General features: G+C 72.2%; 23 protein-coding genes and 1 pseudogene. 15 read left to right on the top strand and 9 right to left on the bottom strand.

Going from position 1 to position 26,374, the window contains the following annotated elements; all coding sequences use genetic code 11:
- The first annotated feature begins 413 nt into the window (after positions 1 to 413).
- Positions 414 to 791, top strand: a complete 378-nt coding sequence (locus MXD59_RS22440) for a hypothetical protein (protein WP_248826582.1) — start codon at positions 414 to 416, stop codon at positions 789 to 791.
- A 647-nt stretch (positions 792 to 1,438) separates the two neighbouring features.
- On the opposite strand, the gene MXD59_RS22435 is transcribed toward MXD59_RS22440, so the two are convergent.
- On the bottom strand, positions 1,439 to 1,861 hold the full coding sequence (locus MXD59_RS22435; protein ID WP_248812262.1) for a TOBE domain-containing protein: 423 nt from the start codon (positions 1,859 to 1,861) through the stop codon (positions 1,439 to 1,441).
- A 561-nt stretch (positions 1,862 to 2,422) separates the two neighbouring features.
- On the opposite strand from MXD59_RS22435, the gene MXD59_RS22430 reads away from it, so the two are divergent.
- Both MXD59_RS22430 and MXD59_RS27085 read left to right on the top strand, forming a co-directional pair.
- On the top strand, positions 2,423 to 3,652 hold the full coding sequence (locus tag MXD59_RS22430) for an acyl-CoA dehydrogenase family protein (protein WP_372512173.1): 1,230 nt from the start codon (positions 2,423 to 2,425) through the stop codon (positions 3,650 to 3,652).
- A gap of 451 nt (positions 3,653 to 4,103) precedes the next feature.
- A complete protein-coding gene (locus MXD59_RS27085) occupies positions 4,104 to 4,838 on the top strand; it encodes an arsenate-mycothiol transferase ArsC (protein WP_308301767.1) in 735 nt (244 codons plus the stop codon).
- Positions 4,839 to 4,891: 53 nt separating this feature from the next.
- On the opposite strand, the gene MXD59_RS22420 is transcribed toward MXD59_RS27085, so the two are convergent.
- Genes MXD59_RS22420 through MXD59_RS22410 form a run of 3 tightly spaced genes read right to left on the bottom strand, consistent with a single transcriptional unit; the run spans position 4,892 to position 8,319 of the window.
- Positions 4,892 to 5,281, bottom strand: coding sequence for an FxLYD domain-containing protein (locus MXD59_RS22420; RefSeq protein WP_248826581.1), 390 nt, complete (start codon positions 5,279 to 5,281; stop codon positions 4,892 to 4,894).
- A 57-nt stretch (positions 5,282 to 5,338) separates the two neighbouring features.
- Positions 5,339 to 7,489, bottom strand: a complete 2,151-nt coding sequence (locus tag MXD59_RS22415) for a putative bifunctional diguanylate cyclase/phosphodiesterase (RefSeq protein ID WP_248826580.1) — start codon at positions 7,487 to 7,489, stop codon at positions 5,339 to 5,341.
- 11 nt (positions 7,490 to 7,500) lie between these two features.
- The gene (locus tag MXD59_RS22410; RefSeq protein WP_248826579.1) at positions 7,501 to 8,319 is read right to left on the bottom strand and encodes an SAM-dependent methyltransferase; all 819 of its coding nucleotides are present in this window, start codon (positions 8,317 to 8,319) and stop codon (positions 7,501 to 7,503) included.
- A 932-nt stretch (positions 8,320 to 9,251) separates the two neighbouring features.
- On the opposite strand from MXD59_RS22410, the gene MXD59_RS22405 reads away from it, so the two are divergent.
- From MXD59_RS22405 to MXD59_RS22380, 6 genes are all read left to right on the top strand, one after another.
- Positions 9,252 to 10,739, top strand: a complete 1,488-nt coding sequence (locus MXD59_RS22405; RefSeq protein WP_248826578.1) for an NAD(P)/FAD-dependent oxidoreductase — start codon at positions 9,252 to 9,254, stop codon at positions 10,737 to 10,739.
- A gap of 445 nt (positions 10,740 to 11,184) precedes the next feature.
- Positions 11,185 to 11,685 carry a hypothetical protein gene (locus tag MXD59_RS22400; protein ID WP_248826577.1) on the top strand — a complete coding sequence of 167 codons (501 nt, stop codon included), beginning with the start codon at positions 11,185 to 11,187 and terminating at the stop codon, positions 11,683 to 11,685.
- 155 nt (positions 11,686 to 11,840) lie between these two features.
- Entirely contained in the window at positions 11,841 to 12,755 is a 915-nt protein-coding gene (locus MXD59_RS22395; protein WP_283097327.1) for a class I SAM-dependent methyltransferase, read from the top strand.
- 2 nt (positions 12,756 to 12,757) lie between these two features.
- Positions 12,758 to 13,825: a phosphotransferase family protein gene (locus MXD59_RS22390; RefSeq protein ID WP_248826576.1), complete on the top strand. Its 1,068-nt coding sequence runs from the start codon at positions 12,758 to 12,760 to the stop codon at positions 13,823 to 13,825.
- Between the two features lie 120 nt (positions 13,826 to 13,945).
- Positions 13,946 to 14,290 (top strand): TFIIB-type zinc ribbon-containing protein, encoded by a 345-nt coding sequence (locus tag MXD59_RS22385; protein WP_248826575.1) that lies wholly within the window; start codon positions 13,946 to 13,948, stop codon positions 14,288 to 14,290.
- A gap of 75 nt (positions 14,291 to 14,365) precedes the next feature.
- The gene (locus tag MXD59_RS22380; protein ID WP_163549823.1) at positions 14,366 to 14,806 is read left to right on the top strand and encodes a nitroreductase family deazaflavin-dependent oxidoreductase; all 441 of its coding nucleotides are present in this window, start codon (positions 14,366 to 14,368) and stop codon (positions 14,804 to 14,806) included.
- Here MXD59_RS22380 and MXD59_RS22375 read toward each other — a convergent pair.
- Positions 14,746 to 15,573, bottom strand: coding sequence for an ABC transporter permease (locus MXD59_RS22375; protein ID WP_248826574.1), 828 nt, complete (start codon positions 15,571 to 15,573; stop codon positions 14,746 to 14,748). The two genes, MXD59_RS22380 and MXD59_RS22375, sit on opposite strands and share 61 nt — an antisense overlap.
- A 174-nt stretch (positions 15,574 to 15,747) precedes the next feature.
- Here MXD59_RS22375 and MXD59_RS22370 point away from each other — a divergent pair, with 174 nt between their 5' ends.
- The 6 genes from MXD59_RS22370 to MXD59_RS22345 all read left to right on the top strand — a co-directional run bounded on the left by MXD59_RS22370 (position 15,748) and on the right by MXD59_RS22345 (position 21,214).
- A complete protein-coding gene (locus MXD59_RS22370) occupies positions 15,748 to 16,113 on the top strand; it encodes a hypothetical protein (RefSeq protein WP_248826573.1) in 366 nt (121 codons plus the stop codon).
- Complete coding sequence (locus MXD59_RS22365) at positions 16,106 to 16,519, top strand: hypothetical protein (protein ID WP_163549821.1); 414 nt, start codon at positions 16,106 to 16,108, stop codon at positions 16,517 to 16,519. Before MXD59_RS22370 ends, MXD59_RS22365 begins: the two co-directional genes overlap by 8 nt.
- Before the next feature lie 33 nt (positions 16,520 to 16,552).
- Positions 16,553 to 19,174 (top strand): aminopeptidase N, encoded by a 2,622-nt coding sequence (gene pepN / locus MXD59_RS22360; RefSeq protein ID WP_248826572.1) that lies wholly within the window; start codon positions 16,553 to 16,555, stop codon positions 19,172 to 19,174.
- A gap of 272 nt (positions 19,175 to 19,446) precedes the next feature.
- Positions 19,447 to 20,019 carry a DUF6529 family protein gene (locus MXD59_RS22355; protein ID WP_248826571.1) on the top strand — a complete coding sequence of 191 codons (573 nt, stop codon included), beginning with the start codon at positions 19,447 to 19,449 and terminating at the stop codon, positions 20,017 to 20,019.
- A 63-nt stretch (positions 20,020 to 20,082) separates the two neighbouring features.
- A complete protein-coding gene (locus MXD59_RS22350; RefSeq protein ID WP_248812277.1) occupies positions 20,083 to 20,541 on the top strand; it encodes a Rieske (2Fe-2S) protein in 459 nt (152 codons plus the stop codon).
- 43 nt (positions 20,542 to 20,584) lie between these two features.
- Positions 20,585 to 21,214, top strand: coding sequence for an FHA domain-containing protein (locus tag MXD59_RS22345; RefSeq protein WP_248826600.1), 630 nt, complete (start codon positions 20,585 to 20,587; stop codon positions 21,212 to 21,214).
- Positions 21,215 to 21,319: 105 nt separating this feature from the next.
- Here MXD59_RS22345 and MXD59_RS22340 read toward each other — a convergent pair whose 3' ends face one another.
- The 4 genes and pseudogenes from MXD59_RS22340 to MXD59_RS22325 form a co-directional block, all read right to left on the bottom strand.
- On the bottom strand, positions 21,320 to 23,251 hold the full coding sequence (locus MXD59_RS22340; RefSeq protein ID WP_248826570.1) for an ArnT family glycosyltransferase: 1,932 nt from the start codon (positions 23,249 to 23,251) through the stop codon (positions 21,320 to 21,322).
- On the bottom strand, positions 23,248 to 25,086 hold the full coding sequence (locus MXD59_RS22335) for a glycosyltransferase family 2 protein (protein WP_248826569.1): 1,839 nt from the start codon (positions 25,084 to 25,086) through the stop codon (positions 23,248 to 23,250). Before MXD59_RS22335 ends, MXD59_RS22340 begins: the two co-directional genes overlap by 4 nt.
- A gap of 217 nt (positions 25,087 to 25,303) precedes the next feature.
- Positions 25,304 to 25,978 carry an SCO family protein gene (locus MXD59_RS22330; RefSeq protein ID WP_248826568.1) on the bottom strand — a complete coding sequence of 225 codons (675 nt, stop codon included), beginning with the start codon at positions 25,976 to 25,978 and terminating at the stop codon, positions 25,304 to 25,306.
- A gap of 61 nt (positions 25,979 to 26,039) precedes the next feature.
- Positions 26,040 to 26,374, bottom strand: a pseudogene (locus tag MXD59_RS22325) (hypothetical protein); the annotation flags it as partial.

Genomic DNA, 26,374 nt, shown 5'->3' with positions numbered 1-26,374 from the left:
TACCGAGGCGAGGAGGGCTCCTGGTGAGTACAACGGGATTCTCCTCCTGGGACTGCGGATTCCGCCGAGGGTTGCTGCCCCGCTCGCATTCGATCCCCCATCGCGGTGGGCGGATCGCCACGCGGGCGTGTATGGGCGGTGAGGCACACCGGGAGAGGACCGCACGCATCGCAATCCCAGGTCCTCTCCCGGACCCTGTTCCCACGACCAACCCCGCACCATCCGACCCGCACACGACCGGTCAGCACACGACCGGTCAGCCGACGAGCGGCCAGCACACGGCGGTGCGAGCCGGCGCCGGGGCGTTGCCGTACTGGCGACGGCCGGCCTGCGCTCCCGGGCTGCGGTTCACCTGCCGCGACAGCACTGTGATCATCCGCTACCGGTACGCCGGTCGGACATGCGAACTGCGGATGCCCCACGGGCTCTGGTCGCGGTTCGTCGACGACGTCCGGCGGGGACGGTTCGATCTGCTCGCCGTCGCCGACGGGGAGAACGGCTGGACGTCGTGGAGTCTGGGCCACGGTCAGGTCGCCCGCGGCCTGCCCGACGAAGTGATCATCCGGGTCGGCGCACGGCAGGACGAGCAGCGGGAACGTCGGCTGCCCACGACGATCTGGGAGTTGATCCTCGTCGCGGTGCGGGCGCACGCCATCGACAACCTCGACGCGCCGACGCCCGTCCGACCAGATGATCATCGGCCGTCCGGCTTCCTGCTCCTGCACGGCAGCGCCCTGCGCCCTGCGACCCGACCACGCACCGACGGCCAGGACCGGCGGCCAGGCGACTAGCCGGTTCGACACACGGCCCGGCGCGGTCCGCGGAGGGCTGACCGCGTCGGGTCCCCGCACCCGATCCCGCCATCCCGCCCCTTGACCACCGGTCACCAGCCACCGACCACCAGTCACCGCTACCGGCCATCGGCTGGTTCAGACCAGGCGCCCCTGCGACGGGGACGCCTCAGCCCGACGGGCCGCTCGCCGCCCCCACCCCATCGGCGAGTGGCCCGTCGGATGTTCGTGGCACCGCGCGCCGCCCGTTCGGGCCGGCCGGCGGGTGCACCTAGGAGCCGGCGGCGACCGGTGGGCGTGCCCATCCGGGCATACCCCGTTGGCCAGCGAATTCAGCCTGATGCGCGCCACGGGCCCGGTTCCCCCCGGGTGCACCGGGGTGTTCCCACGGGGGTGCCCGCGGCGGGCTCGAACCGCCCCCACCGGACGGTTCTCGCGCGCCGTCGGCCGCTGCACCACGGGTCACATCGGCGCCCCGCGCGGCGTCAGCGGTGACATTCCGATGGACCGGGAAGCATTATCCGTCCCGGCCCGGAACAGATTCCCGCCGACCCGCCGACCCGGAAATCCACCCGCTTTGGATGCGGCCCTGGACAGGGTTTTCTGGCCGGTCGGAGTGATGTTCCGACCGGCCAGAACAGGTGACGTCAGACCGCGGCGAACGAGACCTCGGTCGACTTGATCAATGCTGTGACCTCGACGCCCGGCTCAAGCCCGAGCTCCTCGGCAGCGGCCCGGGTGATGGCGGCGGTGATCTCCAGGCCCTCGCCCAGTGCGATGCGCGCCACCGACATGGCGCCGCCGGAGTCGAGGTCGACGAGCGTCCCGCGCAGCTTGTTGCGGATGCTCAGACCAGCGGTTTCGCGGATGGCCACCGAGATGTCCGTTGACTTGATCAGAGCGGCGACGGGGCTGCCCACGCCCACGCCCAGCTCCTTGATCGCATCCATGGTGACGGTGGCCGTCAGCGTGTGCCCACCGGAGATCTCCATGGCGACGGTCCCCATGACGGAGCCGTGGACAACTTCGCTCACAATCCCGGTGAATTGATTACGAATACTAAGGACCATGAATAAATCCTACTCGGCGGATGTATCGAAGGAGTTGCCGCGACGATGACTCACCTTGGCGATGCGATCGATACCGGAGCGCGACCGCCGCCGACGCCGACGATGCCGCCACCCCTCATCCGACCACGCCACATTCGGGGGGTGGCCCCCTACCCCGTTCGGGCATGAATCCGCCGGCACGGGCGCCACACGCAACCTTGTTCCGTATCTGCGTCGAAATTGCTACCATCGACCCGTAGTTGCGGCGCCAGAGGCCCGCAATGTGTCCGTGATCCGCGGGTGGGTCCAGGCAACGAGAAGGGATGAAGGTGATGTCGCCGCAGCTCAGCGTCGTTACTGTTGTTCCGGAGCGGCGCGGCGCCCCGGAAACCAGGGCGCGCGGCGGCCACCAGGTGCTGGCACCTTCGGGCGTCCGGACTTCTGTTCGTAGCCGGGCGTCAACAGAGTTGGTAATTTTTGAGCCGACCCGAAAAACGCCGGAAACCGACCGGCCCACCGGCGGCCGGCACCTTTGTTCTGACCCTTTCCCGCAGAGCCGATACGAGCCGACGAGCAGAGTAGGTGGCTGACGTGTTCTGGAGCGGTTCCGCGCACTCGCACGAGGAGACGAAACAGTGGCTCGCCCGTGTCGACGCCGTCACTCCGGTGCTGACCCAGGAGCGTGAACGGACCGAACGAGAACGGGTGACATCCCCGGCCGTCCTCGACGCGCTGCGGGAACAGGGCATCCACCGCATGTGGGTGTCCCCGTCGTTCGGCGGCGGTGGCGTCAGCGTCCGCACCGGATCCGCCGTGTTGCAGGCGCTCGCCCGCGTGGACGCGTCGGTGGCCTGGCAGATGGGCGTCCAGGGCGTCATCTCCCGGATGTCGGACTACCTGCCCGAGCAGGTCTCCAGGCTGTTGTTCGCCGAATCCGACGGCCTCGTGGTCGGCGGCATCAACCCGACCGGACAGGCCGAGGCGGTACCCGGCGGATACCGGCTTCGGGGCCGCTGGTCGTTCGCCAGCGGATCGACCCACGCCGACTGGCTGGTCTGCGCCAGCACCCTCACCAACGCCGCGGACGGTACCAACCCCGCCGGCGGTACCGAGGTCGCCGCCGGTGCTGAGGACGCCGCCCGGCCGCCGGCCACGCGCATGCTCTTCGTGCCCGCCGACGCGGTGCGATTCGACGACGACTGGCGGTCGATGGGGCTACGCGGCACCGGCAGCGTGAGTTTCACCGCCGACGATCTGTTCGTCCCCGCCGAGTTCTGCGTCGACGGGAGCCTGCTCCGCCGTCCGCCGCAGGATCGGCCCTCGCGGGGCTATCCCATCGCCTACTACGACTTCGGGCCGTTCACCACCGCGTCCACCGCCCTGGGAATCGCGCAGGACGCGCTGAGTGCCTTTCCCGGCATCGCCGTCGGCGCCGTTCCCGCCCGGGGGACGCAGACCCTCGCCGCCAGCCACACCGTGCAGGCCGGGCTCGCCCGGGCCGCCGGCCTGGTGCGCGCCGCGGAGCTCATGCTCGAGGACGCGGCCAACCACGCCGAACTGCGCTGTCCGCTCGGCGGCGAGGACCTGTCGGCGCTGATCAGACTGGCCGCAGCCACCGTTGGTGAGCACACCGTCCGGGCCGTCGACAGCCTGCACAGCCTGGCCGGCACCCGGTCACTGGCCGAGGGCAGCCGGTTGGATCGCTGTTTCCGGGACGTCCACAGCGCCGTCGCGCACATCACACTGGCGCCGACGAACTTCGAGATGGTGGGTGCCTACCTGCTCGGCGACGCGCTGATGATGCGACGATGACCGGGGCTCGCGGCGGACAGGCACGACGGCGGACGCTACCCAGCCGGCGTCGCCCCCGTCCCCGCCACCCACGCACACCCGATCGACCGCCGTCCCGGCCCGGCCTCTCCCCGCGCCGGCCCGCGCGCGGCCCCGCCTCCATCCGCACGACGGCACCGGCCGCACGACGGCGCCGGCCGAGTGACGGCGCCGACCAGGCCACAGATCGAGCAGTAGTACTGACCGTTCCGGTACAACCGTGACGATCAACCCGACACAGCGTGATTCGGGTCAATAATCAGCGGATGGCCTTCACATCTCCCGGTAGGATGAGCACAATGCCCGCATTCGACGTGAAGACCGCCATCACCCTCCATCCGGCCAATTCGGTGGACGATTACTACAGATACCCTTTTGTCACCCTTTCGACAGTTTCAGACAGAACCGCGCCCCTGCGGGCGCGGAGGCCGACATGACGCGCGCCTATCCCGCCATGGCCACGGCGCCGGCTGAGACCGAGGCCCCCGAGGTGCTGTTCGTCTGCACGCGAGGCGCCGGCCGCTCGCCGATGGGGGCAGCACTGCTCAGTCAGCACAGCCACGGTCGCATCCAGGCCCGTTCGGCGGGCACCTGCCCCGCGCCGTGGACGCCACCCGTGGTCGTCACGGTCATGGCCGAGCTCGGCATCGACCTGTCCGCGCACCAGCCGACCCCGCTCACCGACGACGCGCTGCGATCCGCCTCGGTGATCATCACGATGGGTTGTGGTGACGCGGTCCCGCAGTATCCGCACGCCCGGTACCTGGCCTGGGAGATCGACGATCCGGCCGGGTGCTCCCTGGACGAGGTCCGCTCCATCCGCGACGAGATCGACACCCGGGTCCGGGCCCTGCTCTACAGCCTCGGCATCGCCGCCCGGGTCGGTCTGCTCCGCGGTGGCGCCATCCCCGGCAGCCCCGACCCCGACCGCCCGGGCGGTCCCGGTCTGGTCGCGGGCCCACGGATCGTCGGCGACGGGCCGTCCGCCCAGATCGGCGGTGCGTCGGTGAGCACGGCCGCGACGCTGACCGGTCAGATCGTCCGCGAGCCGGCGACGCTCGGCTACGGAGGCTGGCCACAGCGGCTACCCGTCCCGCCGCCGCGGGCCCGCCACCACCAGCTCGCTCTTGTCCGGGCGCCCCAGATCGGCCCCGTGCCACACGGCTGAGCCGGATCGCCCGTAGCCACCAGCCGACTACTCGGTCCGGTTACTCGGCCCGGTTACTCGGCGGCGATCCGTCCGACATGGGCGACGGTGCATCGCAGCACGGTTCCGCTCGGGACGTCCACGCCGACCGGGCGAGAGGTGAACGTCTTGATCTCGCCCGGCGCGACCCGCGGCACGGAGGCCAGACCACTTTCGATCTTGCTGTCGTTCGCCCGGACGTCGATCTGGATGACGTAGTTCGACCGCTTGGACGAGCTGTTACGCACCGTCCCCTGCACCACCGCCCGGTGGTTGTCCGGGTCGCGCGTGCACGTGGTGACCCGGACGTCGTTGGCCACCCCGGACCCGCCCGACGAGCAGCCGACCAGCAGGCCGACGCTCATTGCGGCGAGCCCCAGCGTCACCCCGACCACGGACGGGCGACTGGCGCGCGAGGATCGCATTCCGCGAGCCTATGAGGCGACGCCGAACCAGGCCCGGCAGTAACAGATTCCGCACTGTCAGCTCCCTGACTGCGCCGGCGCCAACAACACCTCGGACGACAGCCAGGCCTGCAGTTTCTCGGGCGGCAGCGGACGGGCGAACAGGTAGCCCTGCGCGGCGTCACAACGGGCTCGACGCAGCCGCTCGACCTGGTCCTCGGTTTCGACTCCCTCGGCGGTGACGGTGAGCCCGAGCGCGTGCCCCAACGCGACCAGCGCGTGCAGGGTGGTCGCGGTGCCCGGATCGGCGGCCGCGTCCCCGTCCCGGATCACCAGCGGGCCGGCGAGCTTGAGGGTGTGCAACGGCAACCGGTGCAGCCGGGCGAGGTGGGCGTAGCCCGTGCCGAAGTCGTCGAGCGCCAGGCGAACCCCCCGCTCGGCCAGATCGCCCAGCACCCGGGTCACATCACCGGTCGGGCCCAGCAGCATCGCCTCGGAGAACTCCAGTTGCAGCAGATCCGCCGGCAGCCCGCTGGCCACGAGAATCCGGTCCACCTCGTCCACCAGGCCCGGCGCGCGGACCTGCCCCACGCTGAGATTGACACTGACATACCGGGCATACCCAGGGTGGTCGATCCGCCAGCGGGCGGCCTCGGCGCAGGCCAGTTCGAGCACCCGACGGCCAAGCGCGGCGATCTGGCCGTTGTTCTCGGCCGACCCGAGGAACATCTCCGGTGGCAGCAGCCCGAAGCGAGGATGGCGCCAGCGCACCAGCGCCTCCGTGCCGACCATCGACCTCGTCCGCCCGGGCCCCAACGCGACGATCGGCTGGTAGTGGACGACGAACTCGTCGTCGCGCACGGCGCTGGCCAGCATCGGTGCCAGCACATGCCGGTTGGCCTGGCCGCTGTCGTGGTCGGCGTCGAACACGACCCAACGGCCGCGGCCGGCGTCCTTGGCCTGGTACAGCGACCGATCGGCGGCCTGCATCAGATCCTCGAAGTCGCCCTCGAGCACCTCGCTCTCGGCCAGCCCCAGACTCGCCCCCACCGTCAGCACATGGCTGCCGACCAGGATCGGATCGGCGAGCGCGGCCAGCACCCGGGCGGCCACCGCGGTCACGTCCTCGATCCCGGTGGTGTCGGCGAGCAGCAGGACGAACTCGTCCCCGCCCATCCGGACCAGCATCTGCCCGTCCGTCAGCGTGGCTCGCAGGCGAGCGGACACGGCCACCAGCAGCCGGTCGCCGACCTCGTGCCCGAGGTCGTCGTTGACCGCCTTGAACCGGTCGAGATCCACGAAGCACAGTCCGATCCGGCGGGACTGGCCCCGGGCGGTGAGCTCGTCGACCCGTTCCCCGAGCGCGATGCGGTTCGGCAGTCCGGTCAGGGCGTCGTGCCGGGCCTGGTAGCGCAGCGACTCCTGGAGCTGGTGACGGTCCGTCACATCGGTGACGAGGGTCAGCTGCACCTCACACCGACCGCCGCTGAACTGGCACGACGTCGACAGCTCGGCGCGCACAACCCCGCCGTCCGGGCCACCCAGGCGCGTCTCACTGCGCAGCCGGGTCTCGCCGTGTGGCCGGGTCGCGGGGCCGCGGCGCTGGTCGGCGAGGGCCGCGCCGAGGCGGGCCGCATCGTCCGGGTGGACGAAGTCGGGTAGCGACCGCCCCATCACCCGGGCCCGCGAGACCCCGACCATCCGCGCGAACGCGTCGTTGCTGTCCTGGATGCGACCGGACTCGTCGGCCACGACGATGCCGACCGTCGGCGCGGAGAAGATCAGCTGGACCCGCTCGGTGGTGGCCCGCCGGGCGGCCCGGTGGATCAGGTCCTGGTCGGCGAGGATGCGCTCGCGCAGCGCGTGGGTGTAGCCGCGGGCGAACGCGCCCTGCAGGGCGGCGATCCGATCGGTGAGCTCGGGACCGGGCGCGGACTCCAGCGCGGTGCGCAGGTGGGTGCCGCAGACCTCGATGGTCGCGGCGAGCACGTCACTGGCACCGTAGGTGTGCTCGAGCAGGGCGGCGGCGATGTCGGCCGCGTCCCGCGCGACGAACGGCTCGCGCAGCACGATGTCGACGAGCCGTTCGGACAGCCCGTGCAGCCACCGCTCGACGTCGACGCGCGGTGCGTCCGGGAAACTCGCCCCGGCGATCGCGCGCGCCCAGGCCCGGGCGAAGCCGTCGACCCCCTGGGCGCGCACCGCCGTCGCCGTCTGTGTCCGGTCCATCCGGTGGCTCGTCAGCGGCGACCGACCGCGGCGAGTGCCACGGACCGCCTCGGGTCGTCCACCAGTGGATCCAGGGCGGCCGACCCCGGATCAGGACGCCAGCTCGGCAGGTGCACCAGACCGGGTTCGACCAGGGTGTAGCCCTCGAGCAGCCCGGCGATCCCCTCCCGGGTGCGCGGGTTGATACCGGTGGACGTCCGGTCGTAGACCCCGTGGACGTTGCGGGACTCGTCATCCCAGTCGTCGGCGACCAGATGCGACACGGCCACCGCGCTGCCCGCCGCGGTCGCGTCCCGGAAGGCCGCGACGATGGCGGCGGGATCGTCGTCGTCGCGGATGAAGTGCAGCACGGTGACCATCAGGACGGCGACCGGGCGGCTCAGGTCGAGCAGGGCGGCGACCTGCTCGGAGCCGAGCACCGACGCCGGGTCGCGCACGTCGGCGCGCAGTATCGCCGCGCCGGGGTTGTCGGCGAGCAGCATCTCGGCGTGGGCGACCGCCACCGGGTCGATGTCGACGTAGACGACCCGCGCCCGCGGGTCGAGATGCTGGGCGATCTCGTGCACGTTGCCGACGGTCGGCACGCCCGAGCCAAGGTCGAGGAACTGGTTGATGCCGAACTCGGTCTGGATGTGGCGCACCGCCCGGTGCAGGAACAGCCGGTTCGAGCGGGCCACCAGCGGCGCGTCGGGGAAGGTCCGCACGACCGCCGCGTAGGCCTCCCGGTCGGCGGCGAAGTTGTGCGAGCCGCCCAGGGCGTAGTCGTACATGCGCGCGGCGCTCGGCCGGTCGACGTCCACTCCCGATGCCCATCCGGGTACGTCAGCCATCGTCACTCTCCCCGTTCGCAGCAACCCATCCGTTCGCGGCAACCAGGCCGTTCGCGGCAGTGCACCTGTTCGACCAGCCCAGCGTGGCCACGGACGGTAAAAGAATTGTCCATGCTCACCACATTCGTCACCACGCGGGTCCGCCAGATCGCGCTGGACGACCGAAGCCGGGCCAGCGAGTCACACGCAGCGTCACCACCACCCGCCGGCCCCCGGTCGGCCCAGGCCGTCGTGGCCACGCCCACCCACGCCCGTCCACAGGGAATCACCGCAGGCGACAGCCCACCGCCGACGACAACCCAGGCCAGGCGGAGGCAGGAAAAGGACCAACACGCATCGTCACCCGACGGAATCCCGCGTATACCTCTCGCTCTCTCGTGAAGGTGCACGCGTCGAGGGCGCGGGTGGACGGGCCCGGCGGAAGGGCGCGCCGGACATCCACCGAACAAAACACTGTCGGAATACACCGATGCGGAGAACCGCGCCCATGCACCCCCGTTCGCCCGGTGCACCGGTGCGCCGGGCGGCCCGGACAGGCACATGACAGGCCAGGCCAACCCTGACGCCGCAGGCCAGCGGGCCCGCCGGGCCCCACCCGGCCCGGGCGGGGAAGGGGCGGTATGGTGGTCGCCGGACGCGGCACGGCTCATTTCCTGGCTTTGCCCCACGAGCGGGGCACCGTCCACAGAACAACCGCCCACAGCGCGCCGTCCGGGCTAGGTCTAATCGCCCGCCGGATCGGATGTGTTCCACACCACACAATGTGAGTCCAGGCGAGTCCCACCGTCGCGGAGTGAGGTGACGATGAACACGATGCCAGGGCGCGCACAGGGCGGAAAATAGTCAGGGGAGACCCGTGTGCTCGTGGGGATACGGTCTCCGCGGCGCCAACGGGCACCGCTGGGAGTCAAGAGGTTGAGCGGAGAAGGATCGTGAATACGGACAGCGCCCACACTGGGCACGCCGGCGAACCGGAACGGCTCGAGGGGCGCCGGAGCTCCCCGCACCGCGTGGTGATCATCGGCTCTGGCTTCGGCGGATTGTTCACTGCACAGGCTCTCCGCAAGGCGCCCGTCGAGATCACTCTGGTTGCCAAGACCACCCATCACCTGTTCCAGCCCCTGCTCTACCAGGTGGCGACAGGCATCCTGTCGGAAGGCGAGATCGCCCCGACCACCCGTGAGGTCCTCAGCAAGCAGGACAACGCCCAGGTCGTGCTCGGCGAGGTCACCGAGATCGACGTGAAGGCACGCACCGTCACGTCGCAGCTGCTCGGCCGTACCACCGTGCAGCCCTACGACAGCCTCGTCGTGGCCGCCGGTGCCGGGCAGTCGTACTTCGGCAACGACCAGTTCGCCACCCATGCCCCGGGCATGAAGAGCATCGACGACGCCCTCGAGCTGCGCGGTCGCATCTTCGGCATGTTCGAGCTCGCCGAGGCCTCCACCGACCCGTCCGACGTCGAGCGCCTGCTCACGTTCGTCGTGGTCGGCGCGGGCCCCACCGGCGTCGAGATGGCCGGGCAGATCGCCGAGCTGTCGCGCCGCACGCTGCGCCGCGACTTCCGCAGCATCGACCCGACCCGGGCCCGGGTCATCCTGCTCGACGCCGCCCCCGCCGTTCTGCCGCCCTTCGGCGAGCGCCTCGGCGAGAAGGCACAGGACAAGCTGGAGAAGATCGGCGTCGAGGTGCAGCTCGGCGCGAAGGTCGTCAACGTCGACGCGACCGGCATCGAGGTCGAGGACGCCGACGGCACCCGCCGCCGCATCGAGTCGGTCTGCAAGGTCTGGGCCGCCGGTGTCGCCGCGAGCCCGCTGGGCAAGCAGCTCGCCGAGCAGACCGGCGCCGGCATCGACCGGGCCGGCCGCGTCGAGGTGCTGCCCGACCTCACCCTGCCCGGTCACCCCGAGGTCTTCGTCATCGGCGACATGATGAGCCTCGACCGGCTTCCCGGCGTCGCGCAGGTCGCCATCCAGGGCGGCCGGCATGCCGCCAAGGAGATCCAGGGCTGGGTCGCCGGCAAGCGCACCGGCAACCCGTTCAAGTACCACGACAAGGGCAGCATGGCCACCATCTCGCGGTTCAGCGCGGTGGCCAAGATCGGTGGCGTCCAGTTCAGCGGTTTCCTCGCCTGGCTGGTCTGGCTGGCCGTGCACCTCGTCTACATCATCGGTTTCAAGCACCGCCTGACCACCCTGCTGCACTGGACGGTCAGCTTCATCGGCCGCGGCCGTTCGGAGCGCACCTGCACGGAGCAGCAGATCTTCGCCCGGGCCGCCCTGCAACGCCTCGGGGACAACTTCGCCCCGTCGCTGCCCCCCAAGAGCGACGAGGCACCCAGCTGGACGGGAGCGGCTCGCTCGCCGGTCCCCACCCAGCCCACCCCCGACGCGAACGGCCGGGCCGCCACCCGCGTCTGAGCGTCGCACCCGCACCACGACCGCCCGGGTCAGGGGTTCGATCTCCCTGACCCGGGCGGTCGCGCGTGCTAACACCACCGCGCGTATCACCTCCGGGCAGGCCAGGCCCCCGATCAGGTGATCCCCGGCCATCCCGCGGACATGGTCGCCGCGCGCTCGGCCGCACGCCGCACGCCACCGGGCAGCCCCCGCGCCCACGGCCGGATCGACCGCACACCACACCGTCCGGACCACGCTGATCCACTCCGCGCCGACATCCGCACGGCGTTCGCACCGATATCCCCACCGACGTTCGCTCCGGCGTTCGCATCGGAGCCGGACACGGTTCGCATCTGGTTCACATGTCGGCACGGCACCGTGGTGGGGGCAGCGCGCCACATCGGCGCGCCACGCCGCCACCACGGCGTGCGGACGGGTGGAAGGACAGGTAACGATGCGCAGGTTCATGAGCACACGGCGAGGTGTCGCCGTGGCGTCGGTGGGCATGCTCGGCCTCGGACTGGGCGTCGGCCTGGGACTCACCGGCACCGCGGCCTCCGCCGACACCCCCGCCCCCACCCCCGCCGCCGCGTCGGCGCCCGCCACCGCACCGGACACCGAAGCACCGGCGGGCCGGCGACTCGGCCGCGACCACCCGCAGCTCGCCGAGGCCCGCCAGCTGCGCCAGAACGCCCTGCACGGCGAGGCGACCGTCAGGACCGACAAGGGATACCAGGTCGTCAACGGCCAGCGCGGCAAGGTCACCGCGATCAGCCCGACCTCGCTCAGTGTCACCAGCGAGGACGGGTACGCCGCGACCTACGTCCTGACCGGCGACACGAAGTACCGCGTCGACCAGAAGGCGGCGAAGGTCACCGACATCCACTCCGGAGACACCGTCGCCGTGCGCGCCCGCACCACCGGCGAGACCCACACCGCGGTCGTCGTCGCCGAACCCCGGGACTGACCCGCGCGGATGTGCGCGATCCTGCCGGGGCTCGGGCGAGGAATTCGGTGTCCCGATTTTCTTCGCCGGGCCTCGGCAGTGTGCGAACGAAGGGTCGACCGAAAGGTGCTCCGTACCCGTCTCATACGATGACGGACCGGACGACGATGTCCCGCATGGCGACCCGGCACCCTCGGCTCCGGCCTGACCTGCGCCGCGTCCGCCGGGAGGAGGACGAGGGCACTGTGGTCGACACACATGTACGCACCAACCGGGAACGCTGGAACGAGATCTCGGACGAGTACCAGCGGCTGAACGGACCGCAGATCCGCCGCCAGGCGTTCACCGGCGATATCTCCTGGGGCCTGTGGGAGATTCCCGAATCGCGCCTCGGTGTTCTGGGCGAGGTCAACGGTCGGGATGTGCTGGAAATGGGGTGCGGCGGCGGGCAGTGGTCGACCGCGCTGGTCCGCCGGGGCGCTCGCGCCGTCGGGCTTGACCTGTCGGAACGCCAGCTCAGCCACAGCCGTCGGCTCGCCGCCGACACCGGGCTGGGTTTCCCGTTGGTGCAGGCGAGCGCCGAGGCGGTGCCGTTCGCCGAGGCATCGTTCGACATCGTCTTCGCCGACCACGGAGCCTTCAGCTTCGCCGACCCGATCCGGGCGATCCCCGAGGCGGCGCGGGTACTGCGGCCCGGTGGCCTGCTGGCCTTCAGCCATGTCAGCCCGATCTACGAGGTCACGGTGCGCCCCGGCCGGGACTCCCCCGGCACCCGCCTGATCCGCGACTACTTCGGTCTGCGCCTGGTCCCCGAGGCGGACGGCCTGGTCAGCATGAACCTGCCCTACGGCACCTGGATCCGACTGTTCCGCGAGAGCGGACTCGTCATCGAGGACCTCCTCGAACCCCGCCCTCCCCGCCCCACCCAGGACGGTCAGGCGGTCTTCGATGGCCAGGCGGTGTTCGATGGCCAGGCGGTGTTCGACGGCCAGGACGGTGCGGACACGGCTTCCGGTGCACGCGAGGACGAGGCGTGGGCCCGGCGGTGGCCGTCCGAGTGCATCTGGCGGCTGCGCAAGCCGATGCTGTGACCATGCCCGGCGAGATCACCCCCGGCGAGACCACCCCCGGCGAGACCCTGCCCGACGGGCCCACGTCCGACAGGCCCACGTCCCGTGGGTCGGCGGGGGATCTGCCTGCCGCGATGGCGCGTCTCGCCGAGCTGTTCGCACCCGCCGCGGACGTCCCGTCCCAGGCGGCGCCGTGGACGCCGGTGGTGGAGTCCCGCCGCGATGACCGGCTGATCGTGCGCTGCGGCGAGATCATGCTCAAGGCGCATCCGATCGGCACGGACCCGCGGTCGCTGGCCGCTCGGCTGCGGGTCGCCGCGCGCCCGGCGCTGCGCGAGGTGCTGCTCGGACCGCTCGCCCTGGCCGGGCAGCCGGCGACGTTCGTGGCGCAGGTCGGTTCCCAGCTGGTCAGCGCCTGGCCCGCGGGGCGCGCACTCGGCGCGCGCGACGTCGACGCCGCCCCCTGGACCCGGGCCGGCGCACTGCTCGCCCGGCTCCACCGCCAGCCCCTCGGCCTCGGCGACCTCGCCACCGTGCCCACGGCGAACGTGCTGCGCCGACTCACCGACCGCGTCACCCGGCTCCGCCCGCACGCCGCCCACCCGCTGGTCGCCCCCGTCCTCGCCGCCCATGACACGCTCGGCCGCCCGACCGCGTCCCGGCCGGGACGTCCGACGACCGTGGTGCACGGTGACTGGCACTTCGGCCAACTCGTCGAGATGCCCGGTGTCGGCTGGCGCATCATCGATGTGGACGACCTGGGTCTGGGCGATCCCGCCTGGGATCTGGCCCGCCCCGCGGCGTGGTTCGCCTGCGGGCTGCTCTCGCTGGAACGCTGGGCGAGCCTGCTGGACGCCTATCGCGCTGGCGGCGGACCGGCTGTCCCGGCCGACGACGACCCGTGGCCGGTGCTCGACCTGCCAGCCCGCGCGCTCACCGTCGAGTACGCCGCGACCGCCGTCGCCGCCCACCTCGGCCTTGGCCAGGACAGCACGTCTGATCATGGCCCGGCTGGCACGGCTGCTCCGTTGGAGGACGTCGACCGGGAGTTCGTCGCCGCCTGCGCCCGCATCCACGAGGCGCACGTGTGAGTGACGCCGGGCGCGGACCACCGTCGCGAAGGTGACTCGCCGGCGTCGGTGCGCCATCGGGCCGGTACGCTCGTGTCAGGGTCCGATCTCTGGCGCTTACCGAAACGGCAGGTGGCATCCGTGAGCTACACGTTGCAGTGCCCGAAGTGTCACGCGGCGATGCGGACGTACAACCGCAACGGCGTGCAGATCGAGCAGTGCGACGGGTGCCGTGGCATCTTCCTCGACTACGGCGAGCTGGAGGCGTTGACCCGGCTCGAGGGCCAGTGGAGCCAGCCGGCCGCCCCGCCGCCGCCCGCCGCGCCCTACCCCCCGGCTGGCGGCTACCCGCAGGCCGGTCACCACGGCGCGCAGCCGGCGCCCTACGCCCAGCCCGGTCATTACGGCCAGCCGGCCTGGGGCCACGGTCAGGGCCATGGCCGCTCCAAGCACGGCGGCTTCGCCCGCATGCTGTTCAGCTCCTGACTCCGTCACCCGGCAGGCCCGGTCATTCCACCGCCGTTGTTTCCCGCGGACGGGGCCGACTGGTTGACTGGGGGAATGCCACTCACCGGTGAGTACGAACCCAGCCCGGCGGCTCCGGTCCGCGATCAGGTCGCCGAGTACGAGAGCTCCGGCGGGACCCGCGGTAACGAACTACGCGGGGTACCGGTCATCATTCTGACGACCACGGGCGCGAAGTCCGGGAAGATCCGCAAGACGCCGCTGATGCGGGTCGAGCAGGACGGTGCGTACGCGGTGGTCGCCTCGCAGGGCGGCGCGCCGAAGCATCCGGTCTGGTACCACAACCTCGTGGCCGATCCGCACGTCGAGCTGCAGGACGGCGCCGACCGTCGGGACTATGTCGCCCGGGAGGTCACGGGCGACGAGAAGGTCCGTTGGTGGGAACGTGCCGTCGCCGTCTGGCCGGACTACGCCGACTACCAGCGCAGGACCGACCGGGTGATTCCTCTCTTCGTGCTGGAGCCCGCGGCGTCCTGATCGGCGCCGCGGTCGGCGCGCCGGTCGGCGCCCGGGTCGACGGGGCGACGGGTCGGCGCGCCCAGCTGCCAGGCCAGCGACACCGCGGCGACGCTCTGCGCGCACAGCATGCCGACGAGGACCACGAGCTGGAAGCGGGCCGCCCCGGCCGGCGACGCGCCGCCGAGCAGCGCGCCGACGAACGTCCCGGGCAGCGTGACCAGCCCGACCGTGCGGGTCTGGTCCAACGCGGGGACGAGCGCTTCGGCGACGCTGTCGCGCGCGATGTCCAGGACCGCTCGGCGCGGTGACGCGCCGAGCGCCAGCCAGGCCTCGACCTCGTCCCAGCGGCGGCGCAGCCCGTCGCCGAGACGTCGACCCGTGAGGGTGCAGGCGGTCATCGTCCCGCCGATGATGCTGCCGGCGAGCGCCACCAGGGTTCGCACTGTGGGTGACACCGCGCCGACGGAGAAGACCATCCCCAGGGTGACACCCGCGCCCAGCAGGCAGGAGACGGCGACCCGTCGGGTCGCCGCCGTGAACCCGGCCAGGCGGCGCGACGCCGTCGCGACCGCCGCGGTCAGCATCACGGCCAGCACCGCGATGGTGGCGGGCGGCGCGGCGAACACACCGCGCAACGCGAGTCCGATCACCGTGAGCTGGATGATCGCGCGTGCCGTGGCGGTCAGCACGTCCCTGCGGCGCGGAACCCGGGCCCAGGCGAGGACCCCGACGGTGACCGCGAGCAACAGTGCCAGGCTCACGCCCAGCCGCACATCGATGCCCACCGGCCGCCCCGCCCCCGCCCCCGCCCACCTCACCGTGTCTCGCCGTGTCTCGCCGTGTCTCGCCGCGCCGCGTCTCGCCGCGCTTCGCCACCTGCCGTGGGTCGTCGCCAGCTCGGCGAGTCCTACCATCGGTAGTAGCTGGCCGGAGGCACCTCGACGGCGAAGGGGGCATGGATGATCACTGGTCTTGAGGCCGCGGCGATCAGCGTAACGCTGGTCGCCGCGCTGGTCTGCCTGGTGCAGACAGCACGGGACCGGGCCGTGGGGGTGGGGGTGCTGGTGGCCAGCGGCGGATGCGAGCTCGTCCTGCTCGCCCAGGCCGTCGCCGCGGTGGTGAAGCTGATCGGCGGCGAGCAGGCGGGGGAACCGGCTGTCTTCGTGCTGTATCTGATCGGCTCGGTCCTGGTGCTCCCGGCGGGCGTCTGGTGGACGGCGGGTGAGCGTACGCGCTGGGGTAGCGCGGTGCTCGGCGTCGCGTTTCTCGCGGCCGCGATGGTGGTCGTCCGGATGGGTCAGGTCTGGGAGAACACCGGTGGCTGAGGTTCCCGTGACCGGCGGCACGGCGAGCGGGCCGGGGCGGATTCTGGTGACCGTGTACGCGATCTTCGCGGTGGCCGCCTGCTCGCGGTCCGCGGTCCAGATCGCCACCGAGTTCGACCATGCCCGGCTGGCCTATCTGCTGTCCGCGTTCGCCGCCGTGGTCTACGTCGTGGCGACGGTGGCGCTGACGCGGCGCGGGCGGCGCTGGCATCAGGTCGCGGTGGCCGCCTGTGCCACGGAACTGGTCGGGGTGCTCGCCGTCGGCACCGCCAGTGTGCTCGACAGCGATGCCTTTCCCGACCAGGCCGTGTGGTCCACATACGGCAGCGGCTATCTGTTCATCCCGGTCATCCTGCCGATCGTGGGGCTGCTCTGGCTGCGCCGCACCCGCGCGGCCATCCGCTGACCAGGCCCGGCCCACATCTCGTAGGTTCGCGGTATGTACACGCTCACCCGGGACGAGGCCATCGCCCGCGCGCGGCTGCTGCGCGTCGACGGCTACGACATCGAGCTGGACCTCACGGCGGCCCGCACGTCGACGGAGTTCGGCTCGACGACCCGGGTGCGGTTCAGCCTGCGCGACCCCCAGCACCCCACCGGCGGCTTCGCCGAGCTCAAGGCGGTGGAGGTGCATGAGCTGCGGCTCAACGGGCGGGTGCTCGGGGCGGCGGCGCTCGACGGCAACCGGATCATGCTCGACGAGCTCGGCGCGTCCAACGAGCTCGTCACGACGACGACGATGCGCTACTCCAACACCGGCGAGGGGCTGCACCGGTTCAACGATCCCGAGGACGGCGAGGTCTACCTCTACGCCCAGACGTTCCTCGACGACGCCCAGCGGATCTTCACCTGTTTCGACCAGCCGGACCTCAAGGCCCCGGTGCGTCTGGTGGTGCTGGCGCCGCCGGACTGGGTGGTGCGCGCGAACGGCGCCGGCCGCCAGACCGCGCCCGGACGCTGGGAGTTCACCGAGACGCCGCCGCTGGCGACCTACTTCGTCACCGTGGTCGCCGGGCCGTACCACGTCATCGAGGACACCCACGACGGGATCGCGCTCGGGCTGCTGTGCCGCCGGGCGCTGGCACCGCATCTGCGGGCCGACGCGGCGGAGATCCTCGAGGTGACCAGGGCCTGCCTGGACCGCTACCACGAGCTTTTCGCCGACCGGTACCCGTTCGGCAAGTACGACCAGGCGTTCGTCCCCGAGTTCAACGCCGGGGCGATGGAGAACCCGGGCTGCGTCACCTTCCGCGACGAGTTCGTCTACCGCTCGGCGGTGACCGACGCCGAGCGGCAGCTGCGCGCGGTCGTCATCGCCCACGAGATGGCCCACATGTGGTTCGGCGACCTCGTCACCATGCGCTGGTGGGACGACCTGTGGCTGAACGAGTCGTTCGCCGAGTACATGGGCTACCGGGTCACCGCGGAGGCGACCCGGTTCACCGACGCCTGGACGAGTTTCGCCGTCGGCCGCAAGGCCTGGGGTTATGCCGCCGACCAGCGGCCCTCGACCCATCCGGTCGCACCCGTCGACGTCGCCGACACCGCCCTCGCCCTGCTGAACTTCGACGGCATCTCCTACGCCAAGGGTGCCTCGGTGCTGCGTCAGCTCGTCGCCTGGGTCGGCGAGGACGCCTTCCGCACCGGCCTGCGCGCCTACTTCACCCGGCACGCCTTCGCCAACGCCTCCCTGGACGATCTGCTCTCCGCCCTGTCCACGGCCAGCGGACGGGATCTCACCGGCTGGGCCCAGGTGTGGCTGCGCCGCGAGCAGGTCACCACGCTGACCCCGCGGATCGCCGTCGACGACGCCGGACGCCTCAGCGCCGTCACCGTCCGCCAGAGCGCCCCGGCCCGCTATCCGACGCTGCGCCCGCACCGCGTCGCCATCGCCGTCTACGGCGAGGGCGCGGACGGTGTGGCCGGCTCGCCGTTGGGGTTGCTGCGGCGGGTCGAGGTCGATCTCGCCGCCGACGCACCGGACGGTGACACCGCCGTCCCGGAGCTGGTCGGCACCCCGGCCGGACGGTTGCTGCTGGTCAACGACGGCGATCTGACCTACGCCAAGACCCGGTTCACCGCCGAGCACCTCGAGGCCCTCCCCGACGTCCTGCCCCGCCTCACCGACCCGCTGACCAGGGCCGTCATCTGGGCGGCTGCCGCCGACGCGACCCGCGACGCGGCCTGGCCCGCCGAGCGCCACCTCGACCTCACCGAGGCCGCGCTGCCCAGCGAATCCCAGCTCGCCGTGTTCGAGGACGTCCTGCGGTTCGCCCGCACCATCGCCCTCAACCGCTACCTCGCCCCCACCGACCGAGGCGACCCCGCCGCTCGTCTGCACGCCGTCTGCCGGCAGGTGCTCGCCGAGGCCCCGGCCGGCAGCGGACGTCAGCTGTCCGCCGCCCGCGGCACCATCGGTCTCGCCGGGACGGCGGACACCGCCGAACTCGCCGCGTGGCTGTCCGGCCGGGACGTCCCTCCCGGACTGGTCGTCGACCCGGAACTGCGCTGGACGGTGCTGCACCGGCTGGTCACCCTGGGCCAGGCCGGGGAGCGTGAGATCACTGCCGAGGCCGACCGGGACCGCAGCGCCCGCGCCGCCGAGAACGCCGCCCGTGCCCGCGCCGCCATCGCCCATCCCACCGCCAAGGCCCGCGCCTGGGATCTGATCATGCTCTCCGAGCAGCCCTCGGCCCGTCTGGTCACCGCCAGCGCCGACGGCTTCTGGCAGCCCGAGCAGGAGCAGCTCACCGCGTCCTACGTCGAGCGCTACTTCGAGCAGGTACCGACCATGGCCACCCGCCGCACCCCCCACGCCGCCCGTCAGATCGCCTTCGCCGCCTACCCCCACTTCGCCGTCTCCCCGCGCACGGTGCGCGCGGCCGACGCCCTGCTCACCCGCCATGACCTTGGCCGGGTCCTGCACCGTGTCGTCGTGGACGCCACCGACGACCTGCGCCGCGCCGTGCACGCCCGCGCGCTCACCGCTCGCCTCGCCATGGCCCGCCTCACCGGCTCCACCGGCCTCACCCGCCCCGGCGGCCCCGGCGGCTCCTCGTAGCGCACCCGACCGCACGTCCGAACAATGGACGGACAAGCCGCAGGTGCTCGGGTTAAACACGACCAGACGGCAAAAAATGGTCAATACCCTGTCGCGCCAGCGACGATCGGGACCGGGAGATCGTCCGGTCGGGCATTGTCGCGGGACAACGGCGGCCTTCGGGGCACCTTAACCATGATCAATACGGCTATGATCTGCGGCATATGCCCCCGAGCGGGGGCAGCCGCGACCAGGCGGGGACACCTGGTCGCGGGGGGTGAGGGGGACGGGGTATGACTGTCGACGCACAACCGTCGGCCAGACCGGGGTCTCGGGGCACGGCGGTGGCCGGTGTGCTGCTGCTCGGCGCCGCTGTCGCGGTGGCCACGGGCGTCTATGCGAAGGTTCACGAACCGGCGGGAAAGCCGCTGTTCGACCTGGGTTTCTCGGGCACGTTGCCGATGAAGGCCTGGTTGACGACGGCGGCCGTGGTGTTGGCGCTGGTGCAGCTGACCTCGGCGCTGTGGATGTGGGGGCGGCTGCCCGGAGCGGGGGCGGCGCCGGGCTGGATCGGGCCGCTGCACCGGTGGAGCGGGACGACGGCGTTCGTGCTGACGTTGCCGGTCGCGTTCACCTGCATCTGGTCGCTGGGATTCGCCACCGGTGAGCCCAGGGTGGTGGCGCACGGTATCGCCGGTTGCGCCTTCTACGGGGCGTACGCGGCGAAGATGCTGAGCCTGCGGGTACGCGGAATGCCCGCCTGGGCACTGCCGGTACTCGGTTCGCTGGTGCTCTCGAGTCTGGTCGCGCTCTGGCTGACCGCCTCGCTGTGGTTCTTCACGCAGTCCGGCATCCCGCATGTCTGAGCGGGGCGAGTTCGTCGCGCCGATACCCGTTGACCGCCCGCGCCCGAACCCTAGGACGACGTCATGACGCAGGAAGCGCCGAGCCGGCGGTTGGTTGTTCCCGGCATCGTGGTCACCGTCGCTGGCGGTGCGGCCGGGTACGCCGTCGCCCACAGCAGTGACGCGGCCAAGCCCGACGACACCGCGGCTGGCTCGACCGCCGCGGGCGGCGGTGGCGGTGGCGCGGGTGGCGCGGCCGCGCCGCTGGCCAAGGTGGACGACGTGCCGGCGGACGGCGGGGTCATCCTGGCCGGCGCCGGCGTCGTGCTGACCCGGGACGCGACCGGCACGGTCCAGGGATTCTCGACCGTGTGCACCCATCAGGGCTGCAAGGTGAGTTCGGTGGCCAACGGCCGGATCAGCTGCCCCTGCCACGGCAGCGCGTTCGACACCCGCACCGGCGAGCCCGTCGCCGGACCCGCGAAGACCCCCCTGCCCCCGGTCCCGGTGACCGTGCGCGGCGGCGATGTCTTCCCAGCCTGATGGCTCCGCGCCGGCGTCCCGGAGAGGACATGCAGTGAACGTGATGCGGATCGTCACCCCGTCCGGCGAGGTGGTGCTCGAAGCCGAGCGCGACCATGTCATCGGCCGCGGCCGGGACTGTGACGTGGTCATGTCCGATGGACGGGTGTCCCGGCGGCACCTGCGCCTGGAGTCGACCGCGGACGGCTGGCTCGCCCGCGACATCAGCTCCAGCGGCATCTGGGTGGACGGTTCCCGGGCCAGTGTCGTCCCCCTGCGCGGCGGCGAGGTGCGGGTGCGGCTCGGTGCGGCCGACGGCCCGGCCGTGACGCTCATCCCGCCGCCTCCCCCGGCTCCCGCGGCACCCCCGGCTCCCGTGCGTGGTGCGGCGGCGCCGTTCGAGCCGGACGTCTCCGACCAGGAGACGATGCTCGCCGGCTCGGGTGCGCCCACCGGCGGGCTGCCCCGCCCGCCCGCGTCCGCGGTCGGCGCGCCGACCGGTGCCCAGCCGGTGCGGGTCGGTGGGCTGGCCGGCGCGGGCGCCGGTGGTCCGGCGGCATCCGGAGGTGCGGGGCCCTCGGCCGGGTCGGGCTCATCGGCCGGGTCGGTGGCTGGATGGCTGAAGCTGGTTCCGACCCTGGTCTGGCTGGCCTGCGTCGGTTTCTTCCTCGGGGCTCTGCTCGCCCTGTCCTAGACGTTCGTTCTGTCCGGACGCACAGCCCCACCTGGCGGCCGGGGGCCCATGATCGGTCATGGGCCCCCGGCCGCGCGGCGCAGGGCGATGGTCGCCGGGGGCGGATCAGCAGCGGAGGGCGGGCAGACCCGCGCGGCAGCCGGGTGGGACGACCTGGCGGATCTCGATCTCGCCGTCGCCGAAGGACTGGAGCACGACCGAGTGGCGCAGGGCCTCGGCGACGGTGGGGACCTCGGTGAGCACCGAGTCCGGCGGCCTGCCCATCATCAGGTAGCCGACGTCCCGCCAGCCGTGCGGGAACTGGGCCTGGACCTGCGGGTCCAGGTCGAGTTTGTAGAACCAGACCGGAAGCGGGCGGCGGCCGGCGATGACGAGGTCGGTCCAGGCGATGTCGTCGGTGATGACCGTGCGGTGGTCGTGCACGTGGGCGAGGAACCAGCGGGTGGCGTCGCGGCTCGGGGCGCTCGCGTCGTCCGTCAGAGCGGTGTGGATCTTCGGGGCCCAGGCCCAGGTGAGCGCGACCGCGGCGGCGACCACCGTGACGGCGACGACCGCGCGGCGCAGCGCCGACAGCACCCGGGCGGCCAGTGTGCCGGCCGGACCGCCCGCGGCCAGCCACGATGCCCGCGGCCGCGGTGCCTCGAGGATGCGAGTGGGCACCGTGTCGGGTTCCGGATCACTGTACGCCGCGGCGGGGCGTCCCGTCGCCTCGTCGAAGGTGCGCTCGCTGGCCGACGAGCGTGGCGCGGGGATACCGGACGACGAGGTGACGTCGGGGTCGTCGGGGTAGGGACGTAGCGGGCCGCCGGGCCGGGAACGGCGCCGTGGCAGGACGGCGTCGAGCAGGGCTGCGGCGCACAGGGCGGCGAAGGGCAGCATGGCGGTGACGTAGGGGTTGGGCAGGTAGCCGTCGCGGAAGACGAAGCCGAACTGCAGCAGCAGCAGCACCGCGACGACGCGCAGGCGACGCAGCGCCAGCAGTGGGACGGCGGCGGCGATCCCGCCGAGCACCAGGTACGGGTCCAGGTCCAGCCAGGATCTGACCACGTTGTAGGTGTCGCTGCCACGGTCGAGGACACTGCCGCTGGACGCCCGGTCGAACAGCTGCCAGCGCACCGCCCATTCCAGTGACACGTGGCCGGGGCCCTCGAACAGCTCGTTCTTCGCCGCGGCGTAGAGCAGGTAGATGCCGCAGATCCCGATCAGGCAGCCCAGGAAGTTGCGGCGCACGAACCGCCAGTTGCGGTCGTCGCGATGCTGGCGCAGCAGGATGTACAGACCGGGCAGGAACAGCAGCGTCGTCTCCTTGGACCAGAACGCGAACGCCATGAACGTTCCGGCGAGGGCGGCGGCCAGCAGACTGCGGCGCGGGGAGACGGCGGCGACGAACGCGGCGAGCAGCCACATCACCCCGATGTTGTCCAGGAACGCCATCCGCTGGTACCAGATCGCCAGCGGTGACAGGGAGAAGACCAGCACCGCGGCGGCGGAGAAGAAACGACGCAGGCCGAGAAGTCGACCGAACCGGTAGATCAGCACGCAGCTGACCAGGTGCAGCAGGAACATGAGCTCCCGGGCGGCGGTGACGGCGGTGGTCGCGCGGTGGAAGCCGTCCGTCAGTTTGGTGTAGATCGCGATCAGCAGCCATCCGCCGAACGGATGGTCGTACCAGTAGGTGTAGTGGGCGATGCGGTTCCAGTACTGCATCGAGTAGGCCTGCGCGGCGTAGGTGCCCTCGTCGTCGGTGACCCGGCCGGGCCAGCCATCGAAGTTCACACCGTGGACGACGGTGACGACCGCCAGCAGCGCGGCGACCAGCACCAGGCTGTGCCGGTGGGCCCGCCCCCAGGCGGCGCCGCGGGCGGCGAGCCCGCGCAGCGCGGTCACGGTCCACGCGGTGGCGCTCGCCGGCGGTGCCAGGACCTGCGGCGTGAGGAGCGGCTGCGCCGAAACCGGTGATGTGAGGTCCGGTGATGTGAGGTCCGGTGATGCGGGGTCCCGCATCCGGTCGGGGCTGGTCAGGTCGGGGCTGGTCATGAGGGGGCTCCTGCGGGGACGCGGCCGGTGCCGGCTCCGGCGCCGTGGTGGGCGCCGGAATGTGAGGTCTTCTCCCAGTCGACGCGGCCGCGCAGCAGGCGGGCGGTGGCGCGGACCGCGGCGATCGACAGGACGAGCTGGTAGAACGGGGCGCTGAGGATCAGCCGGGCGCTGTCCCACCAGCTGATGTCCAGGTCGTACGCGTCGGCGAACTCACGAAAGGCCGCCTGCTCGGAGCAGACCGTCATGACGGTGGCGCCCAGCGGCAGGCAGAAGACGATGACCAGACCCGTCGGCGCGGCGAGGAACCAGGTCAGCACCAGCGAGACGGGCAGCAGTATCCCGGCCATCGCCTGGAAGAACGGCATGGTCAGCATCTCGGCGGCCATCAGTCGCTGCCGGGTACCGGGGAGCAGGCGCCAGTCCCCCTTGAACAGGACCTGCATGAATCCCATCATCCAGCGGGTCCGTTGGATGACGAGCTTCGTCAGGCTCTCCGGCGTCTCCTCCCGGGTGGTCAGATCCGGGTGGTAGAAGACGGTGGTGCGCACCCCGGCGACCGAGGCCCGCACCCCCAGGTCGCAGTCCTCGGTGAGGCAGGTGACGTCCCAGCCGTCGAGGGCGTCGAGCACCTCCCGGCGGATGAACACGGTGTTGCCGCCCAGCGGGATGAACCGCGCCCGCGCCTGGAAACGCAGCCGGGACATGAACCAGATGTAGTACTCGAGGCAGTTACGGGCCCGCCACCAGGACGTGTCGGTGTCCAACCGGCGCAGCACCGGGCGGGCACCGCCGTCGGTGGGCTGTCCGCCCGGGGCGCGGACGTTCATCAGCTGCACGCCGCCCTGGAAGATACCGACGTCGGACTGGCGCAGGGCCAGGGTGTTGACGTAGGAGAGCAGCCCCTCGGCGATCAGCGACTCGGCGTCGACCACGCCGATGAGGTCACCGGTGCAGTACTGGCGGGCGTTCTCCAGGGACAGCGGCTTGCTGCGCTGGCTGCCGCGCGGGGCGATGACACGGACGTTCGGGTGCCGCGCGGCGATGTCCTCGGCGATCTGGCGGGTTTCCCGGTCGACCTCGTCGTGCGACACCATCACCACCAGTTCCACCAGGTCCGCCGGGTAGTCGCCGGCCAGGACCTGGGTGAGCGTGCGGCCGAGGATCGGCTCGTCGCGGGCCGGGACGATCAGCGAGAAGCGGTGCCGCGGGGCGAGGGTGTCGGCCAGATCGACGTGGTCCACCCGTTCGGGGCGCTGCCAGCTGAACTGACCGCGCACGAGGGTGAGGACCGCGACCACCAGCATCGACAGTGAGACGCCGGTCCACAGCGCCAGCACCACGGCGTGGTGGTGTTCGGCCGCGCGCACGACCAGCAGCGCCGCGAGGGGCGTCGCGGCCAGCCCACAGGCCAGCCGCCGACGTCCCGGGCGGGCCGCACGCACGAGGTCACCGAGGTGGCCCAGCACCAGGATCGCGCCCGAGGCCACCAGCGCACCGCCGAGGGCCCCGGCCCACACCGGCACCGTCGACGACCCGCCGAGCCGGCCCGTTCCCACCTCGCCGGCGGCCAGGTAGACGTACCAGCCGGCCGCCTCGCAGGCGAACTGGACGAACCGCGGCAGCCGGGCACCGCGATGATCGTCGAGGCCGACGGCCACCGCCTCCCGCGGGCCGGCACGGCCGCACGTCCGTGGTATGAGCACGGCCAGCGCCATCGGGAGGAGGTAGGCCATCTGCCGGTCCACGGCCAGCGGGCCGGCGCACAGCACGGTCAGCGCGACATGCGTCGCCACCCCGCGGCCGGCTCCGGCCAGCCGCCGCGGCGTGGGCACGCCCCCCCGGCCGCCGCGTTCCCGGGTCCCCCGGTGCGAGCGGGGTGGGGCGGGGTCAGGGACGGCGGTGGCGAGGGGAGCGGCAGCGGGGTCTTCCTGCGCGCCTTGGTTTGCGGTCAAGAGATACCTGCCTGGGAAGGACGGAACGGCCGCCGGCGGTCGGAGCTGGGGATTCGACGGGTCACAGCGGCTCGACGGGTCACAGCGAGGCGACGGGTCACAGCGAGGCGGCGAGCCGCGGGAGGTCGGCGACGTACTCGGCGACCGTCGTCGCGGCGAAATAGCGGACGCGGACGTGGTTGTCGGGGCCGATCGCGAGTACCTGGGCGGCGTGGCTGACCAGGTAGGAACCCTGACCGCCGCGGGGATCACCGTCGGCACGGTCGGCGGTGGCCAGTGGCACGCCGACGGCCCGCTGCGCCGCGGCGAGCTGCGCCGGGGTGCCGGTGAGACCCACGAAGGCGGGGTCGAACTGGTCGAGCCAGCGGCGCAGCGCCGCGGGGGTGTCGCGGTCGGGGTCGGTCGTGACGAACACGACCGTCACCTGGCGGGCGACCCTCGCCCCCACCACCTGACGGGCGGCGGCGAGGTCGGCCATCGTCGTCGGGCACACGTCGGGACAGTGCGTGTAGCCGAAGAACAGCAGCGTGGCGCGTCCGGCGGTGGCCTGGGCGAAGTCGTACGGTCGCCCGCTGGTGTCGGTGAGCGCGAAGGACGGCCGGGGCTGCGCGGTCGGCGCGGTCGGCGCGACGACGCCGTGCCAGTCACCGGTCCAGGTCGCGCTCGCCGTCGCCGCGGCGGCCGCCGGGAGGCCGACCGCCGCGGGACTTCGGGTTGGCGTCCCGGCGCAACCGGCGGCCAGAAGCGTGGCGGCGGCAGCGGCCAGGGCCACCGCCGGCCGCGCGGGGCCTGATCTGTCAGCAGCACCTGATCTGTCAGCAGCACCTGATCTGTCAGCGCGCACAGAGCACCGCTCCTCGCACGGCCGCGAGCAGGGTGCCGGCGAGGCGGCGGACATCCTCGCCGATGACACGGACGCCGTTGATGCCGTGGGCCCGCAGGAAGGCGCAGTCGATGCGCTGACCGGGGGGCGGGGTGCGGGGCACGCACACCCGGCGGCCGGTGTCGGCGGCGGCGTAGTTGTTGTCGCAACCGTCGATACCGAGCGCGACCGGGGACGGACTGCCGTTGCCGCGTGGGCCCCCCCCCCCCGGGCGGGGGGCCCGGGGGGGGGCCCCGGGGGGGCGGCGGGGGGCCCCCCCCCCCCGGGGGGGGGGGGGGGGGGGGG

This window comes from Frankia umida, assembly GCF_023242945.1.
Taxonomy (GTDB): domain Bacteria; phylum Actinomycetota; class Actinomycetes; order Frankiales; family Frankiaceae; genus Frankia; species Frankia umida.
This window is presented reverse-complemented; position numbering and strand designations above follow the sequence as displayed.

Bases quoted from the DNA above. Each gene is read 5' to 3' on its own strand.
- MXD59_RS22440 (WP_248826582.1), top strand. From the start codon at position 414: ATGCCCCACGGGCTCTGGTCGCGGTTCGTCGACGACGTCCGGCGGGGA.
- MXD59_RS22435 (WP_248812262.1), bottom strand. From the start codon at position 1,861: ATGGTCCTTAGTATTCGTAATCAATTCACCGGGATTGTGAGCGAAGTT.
- MXD59_RS27085 (WP_308301767.1), top strand. From the start codon at position 4,104: ATGACGCGCGCCTATCCCGCCATGGCCACGGCGCCGGCTGAGACCGAG.
- MXD59_RS22420 (WP_248826581.1), bottom strand. From the start codon at position 5,281: ATGCGATCCTCGCGCGCCAGTCGCCCGTCCGTGGTCGGGGTGACGCTG.
- MXD59_RS22415 (WP_248826580.1), bottom strand. From the start codon at position 7,489: ATGGACCGGACACAGACGGCGACGGCGGTGCGCGCCCAGGGGGTCGAC.
- MXD59_RS22410 (WP_248826579.1), bottom strand. From the start codon at position 8,319: ATGGCTGACGTACCCGGATGGGCATCGGGAGTGGACGTCGACCGGCCG.
- MXD59_RS22400 (WP_248826577.1), top strand. From the start codon at position 11,185: ATGAGCACACGGCGAGGTGTCGCCGTGGCGTCGGTGGGCATGCTCGGC.
- MXD59_RS22395 (WP_283097327.1), top strand. From the start codon at position 11,841: ATGGCGACCCGGCACCCTCGGCTCCGGCCTGACCTGCGCCGCGTCCGC.
- MXD59_RS22390 (WP_248826576.1), top strand. From the start codon at position 12,758: ATGCCCGGCGAGATCACCCCCGGCGAGACCACCCCCGGCGAGACCCTG.
- MXD59_RS22380 (WP_163549823.1), top strand. From the start codon at position 14,366: ATGCCACTCACCGGTGAGTACGAACCCAGCCCGGCGGCTCCGGTCCGC.
- MXD59_RS22370 (WP_248826573.1), top strand. From the start codon at position 15,748: ATGATCACTGGTCTTGAGGCCGCGGCGATCAGCGTAACGCTGGTCGCC.
- pepN (WP_248826572.1), top strand. From the start codon at position 16,553: ATGTACACGCTCACCCGGGACGAGGCCATCGCCCGCGCGCGGCTGCTG.
- MXD59_RS22355 (WP_248826571.1), top strand. From the start codon at position 19,447: ATGACTGTCGACGCACAACCGTCGGCCAGACCGGGGTCTCGGGGCACG.
- MXD59_RS22350 (WP_248812277.1), top strand. From the start codon at position 20,083: ATGACGCAGGAAGCGCCGAGCCGGCGGTTGGTTGTTCCCGGCATCGTG.
- MXD59_RS22345 (WP_248826600.1), top strand. From the start codon at position 20,585: ATGCGGATCGTCACCCCGTCCGGCGAGGTGGTGCTCGAAGCCGAGCGC.
- MXD59_RS22340 (WP_248826570.1), bottom strand. From the start codon at position 23,251: ATGACCAGCCCCGACCTGACCAGCCCCGACCGGATGCGGGACCCCGCA.